At 68.8% G+C, this 3758-nt stretch carries 2 protein-coding genes; both read left to right on the forward strand.

Translation table 11 applies throughout. From position 1 onward, the window contains the following. The coding region (locus ACFWPJ_RS27245) for a glycerol-3-phosphate 1-O-acyltransferase (RefSeq protein ID WP_378855507.1) at window positions 1-2343 on the forward strand (2343 nt) is incomplete at its 5' end. Then, the gene (locus ACFWPJ_RS27250) at window positions 2343-3758 is read left to right on the forward strand and encodes an HAD-IB family hydrolase (protein ID WP_378855509.1); all 1416 of its coding nucleotides are present in this window, start codon (window positions 2343-2345) and stop codon (window positions 3756-3758) included. The genes ACFWPJ_RS27245 and ACFWPJ_RS27250, both read left to right, overlap by 1 nt.

The following is a 3758-nucleotide window of genomic DNA, read 5'->3' on the forward strand; positions in this document are numbered from 1 at the left end:
GAACGCGAACTCATCGGCACCTGGATCGCCGAGGGCGGCCTCGGCCGCGACATCGGCTCGGATGCCCCGGTGACCCAGCTCGACCTCGACGCAAAGGCGATCACCAAACGCCTGGTCGGCAGGCACGACGACCCGCTCGTCGTCCCGGTCCGGGTGCTGTGGCTGCCACCGGAACGCGACGGCGTCCGCCGCGTCACCTTCACCGACCTGGCCATGCTGACCAACCCGCGCAAACCCAACCGGCTCGTCCAGCGCAGGCTGCTGCGCACCGAGCCCGACCGGCACCGGGTGCTCGTCGGCGCGCCCGCCCGGCTCAGCGAGCTGCGCACCAACAACCCCGAGGCCGCGGCCCTGCTGCGGGCGGGCACGGCCGAGCCGTTCGCGCGCTCGGTGGTGCGCGCGGCGGTCGTCGCGCTGGAACGGGCCGAGCGCACCGTCATCGGTGACCGCTACAAGGTGCCGCAGCTGGTGGCCGAGGAGATCCTCGACTCCCCCGAATTCCAGCGCAAACTCGACTACATCGCCGAGGAGACCGGTACCGAACCCGACCAGGTGTATCGCAACGCGGAGAAGGCGCTGCGCGAACTGGTCGCCGCGCAGAGCAGGCTGGTCTCGGACCTGTTCACCCAGGCCATGCGACCGGTGCACGCCTCGACCTGGAAGGTCGACACCGACCTGCCCGGCCTGGACGCGCTGCGCAAACTCAACCGCAGGCACCCGCTGGTGTTCCTGCCCTCGCACCGTTCGTATGTCGACCCGTTCGTGCTCGGTGACGTGCTGGCGCGCAACGACTTCCCACCCAACCATGTGATGGGCGGAGCGAACCTCAACTTCTGGCCGATGGGCCCGATCGCCCGGCGCACCGGAACGGTGTTCATCCGGCGCAGTTTCGGCGACGACGAGGTCTACAAGGCGGTCGTCGAGGAATACTTCGCCTACCTGCTGGCCAAGCGCTTCAATCTGGAGTGGTACTTCGAGGGCGGGCGCACCCGCACCGGCAAGCTGCGACCGCCCCGCTATGGCCTGCTCAATTTCCTTGCCGCCGCGGTCCGTTCCCGTCGCGTCGAGGACGTGATGCTGGTGCCGGTCTCGATTACTTACGAGCGGCTCAACGAGCTGGGCGCGATCGCGAGCGAACAGTCCGGCGGCACGAAGAAGCCGGAGGGTATCGGCTGGCTCGCCAGATATGTCCGCAGCCAACAGCATTCGGCGGGTCGTGTGTATGTGCGGTTCGGTGAGCCGCTGTCGGCGCGGGAACGGCTCGGCGCCAACGGCGATCCGCTCGATCAGCGCCCGATGACGATCCCGCTGCGCGACACCACGACCGGCGAGACCACCGTGCCCGACGAGTCGGCGCTGCGCGAGAGCGAACGCAAAGCCGTGCAGCGGCTGGCCTTCGACATCGCCGTCGGGATCAACCAGGTCACCCCGATCACGGTGAACGCGCTGGTCACGCTGGCGCTGCTCGGCGTGCACGAGCGCGCGCTGACGCTGGGACAGGTGCGCACGGTGGTCGACCCCGTGCTCGGCTACATCGCCCAGCGCGGGCTGCCCAGCGGTGAGCTGTCGGCGCTGCGTGACGATCAGGGCCTGCGGGTTGTCCTCGAACAGCTCGCGCTCGCCGGTGTCGTCACGGTGTATCGCGGCGGGCTGGAGCCGGTGTACGCGATCGAACCCGGCGCGCACCTGGAGGCGGCGTTCTACCGCAACAGCGCGGTGCACTGGTTCGTCAACCGGGCCATTCTCGAGCTGGCCGCGCTGACCGCCGTGGAGGAACCGGGCGAGGACCCGCTGCGCTCGGCCTGGAAGGCCGCCTTCGCCCTGCGCGACCTGCTCAAGTTCGAGTTCTTCTTCCCCGAGCGCAAGGAGTTCGCCGAGCAGATCATCGACGAGGTGCGCATCATCGTGCCCGAATGGGACGAGAACACCCCCGATGACCGGCTCGATCGCCAATTCCTCGGCGCGCTCACCGATTCCGGCTTCGTGATGGCGCATCGCGTGCTGCGCTCGTTCTTCGACGCTCAGCTGGTGGTGGCCGAACGCTTGGCCGCGCGATCGGCCGACGCGACGATCGATCGCAAGGAGTTCATCGACGAGTGCGTGGCGGTCGGCAAACAGATGCTGTTGCAACAGCGTTTGCACAGTCCGGAGTCGGTCTCGACCGAATTGTTCACCAGCGCCTGGAAACTGGCCGACAACCACGGTCTCATCGCCCCTGCCGCACCCGGCGCGGAAGCCGAATTGCTCGGACGGCGGCAGGAATTCGCCGAGCGGCTGCGTGATCTCGGTGAGCGCATCGCGCGGGCGGCCAGCCTCGACCCGTCGAACCGGACCGTGATCTGATGAGCACACTCGCCGAAGCACTGGCCGCTATCCGGTCGGGACCGCAGGGATCGCAGGTCGCCGCCGTCTTCGATTTCGGTGGCACCGTCGTGGACGGGCTACCGCGACGGAGTTTGGCGCGCAGACTGTTCCGTCGCGGTGACGCGCGCAGGGCCGCATTTCTCGGCGGCATCGTGCGCGGTGGCAACGACGGTGATTACGTGCGCGTACTGCAAGCCGTCGAGCGGACCTGGGCGGGTCAGTCCGAGTCCGATCTGGAAGAGCTGGGCCGCAGCGCGTTCCGCCGGGAGATCTACGGCAGGCTGTTTCCCGAGGCATGGCAGCTCGTGCGCGCCCATCAGCTGGCCGGGCACACGGTGGTGCTGGTCAGCGAACTCACCCGGTTCCAGGTGCTGCCCGCCGCCGAACGACTCGGCATCGAGCACGTCCTGTGCACGGAACTGGCTGTGCACGACGGCATCCTGACCGGGCACACCGAGGGCGCACCGCTCTGGCGTGCCGAAAAAGCCGACGCCGTCGGTGAATTCGCCGCGGCCGCCGAGGTGGAGATCGGCTATGTCTATGCCGACAGTGCCACCGATCTGCAACTGCTCGACCTGGCCGAGAGCCCGACGGTGGTCGACCCCGATCCGAAGCTTGCCGCGATCGCCGCCGAGCGAGGCTGGCCCGCACTGACTTTCCGTCCCCGCCTCGCGCCACGCCCCGTCGACTACCTGCGCACGATCGCCGGTTTCGCCGCGTTGCTCGGCGGCGCGCTGGTCGGTGTGCTGCGCAAGTCCTACACCGGCCGACGCCAGGCCATGGCCGACGCCCTCATGCACGACGCCACCACCGCCACACTCGCGGCGATCAACGTGCGGTTGCGCGTCGTCGGTGCCGAGCATGCCCGCACCCCGCGACCCGCGGTGTTCCTGTTCAATCACCAGAGCCAGTTCGACGTGATCATCGTGCCCAAGGTGCTCGGCGGGGCGGTCACCGGCATCGGCAAGAAGGAGCTGGCCAATCATCCGCTGTTCGGCCCGCTCATGCGGTTCGTCGGCGTCACCTTCATCGACCGCGCCGACACCGAACGCGCCAAAGCCGCACTCGCACCGGTGGTTTCCACCCTGCGCGACGGCCTCTCGATCGGCGTCGCGCCGGAAGGCACCCGGTCGTACACGCCGCGGGTCGGGCCGTTCAAGAAGGGCGCGTTCCACATCGCCATCCAGGCGGGCGTGCCGGTGATCCCGGTGGTGATCCGCAATGCGGGCGAGATCGCCTGGCGGGATTCGCCGATCGCGCGGCCGGGGGTCGTCGATGTCGCGGTGCTGCCACCGATCGATGTCTCCGGCTGGGACCCCGCCGACATGGACGACGAGGTCGAGCAGGTCCGGCAGCTGTTCGAGAACACCCTGCTGGACTGGCCGCAGGCCTGA

Source organism: Nocardia sp. NPDC058497 (assembly GCF_042720195.1).
Classification (GTDB): Bacteria; Actinomycetota; Actinomycetes; order Mycobacteriales; family Mycobacteriaceae; genus Nocardia.